We start from the raw sequence: 941 nt of genomic DNA, 5'->3' as shown, positions 1-941 counted from the left end.
CATAAAAAACGCATCACAAGTGATACGTTTTTTGCATCGTTGTTTGTATTCGACTCTATTCGCAGTCGTCTTCATCGGCGTTAACTGGGAACAAACACATTAAGCGACTGAGGACGAATCTTGATCTCTAAACGACGGTCAGAATAGAGCTCACCGTCGATGACGTAGTCAATCGGCTGATCTGCAGTAATCGTTATCCCTGTCGCGCTCGCGTACTGAAACAGAGTCGACTCATCCTGCGCACCGACGCTGGTTAATGTTAGATCCGACAACGCCACTAGGCGTCCACCCAGCGACTGAGTGTTATCAAGGTAGGTAATGTGCAGTTTCCCATCATCTGGCTGCGGCGCGCCGCCACCTTGCGCTAACACGGTACTGAAGGGCGCGATGTTTGCCACGACGAAGCTGTGCACGTCCATCTCCTGACTCTCCCATCCTTGTTCACTCGCCGCTTGCCCTTCGAGGGTTACTTGCAGAGTTTGCACCTCTTCGGAAATCACAGCGTTAAAAAAGCCCGTTAAATACGCCAGTTGCCCAAACGCATTTTTCTCTTCACGATGCGCGTGTTCAATCATCTTCTGTTCCAAGCCAATACCCAGCACCAACAGAATCAAACGCTGATTACATTCTGCGGTGTCTATGCGTTGGCAATGACCTGCGAGAATGGCTTCACACGCTTTTTCCACCGGTGATAACTTCACGCCGATGCCATACAGCACATGGCAAAGCGCATTCGCCGTGCCCAACGGTATGATGCCGAGCTGGATGTCCGTGCCGACCAATTGGCTCGCCACTTCGGTCACCGTGCCATCGCCACCAGAGACAATCACCTGATTCACACCACTTTGTTTAGCTTGCAGTGCGAGGCTTTCTGCACTGGTGGTTTCGTCCGTTTGGCGAATGCTGAGACGATATTTTTTGGTCAACTCACGAATCACATG

At 51.2% G+C, this 941-nt stretch carries 1 protein-coding gene; it reads right to left on the bottom strand.

Annotation, left to right across the window (positions count from 1 at the left end; genetic code table 11):
- Positions 1-80 precede the first annotated feature (80 nt).
- Positions 81-941: diacylglycerol kinase family protein (locus R7P74_RS25250; protein WP_318123386.1), on the bottom strand; the 861-nt coding region annotated here is incomplete at its 5' end.

Source organism: Vibrio sp. 2033 (assembly GCF_033339735.1).
Note: the sequence above shows the minus strand (reverse complement) of the source record. Positions and strands in the feature narration are given on the sequence as shown.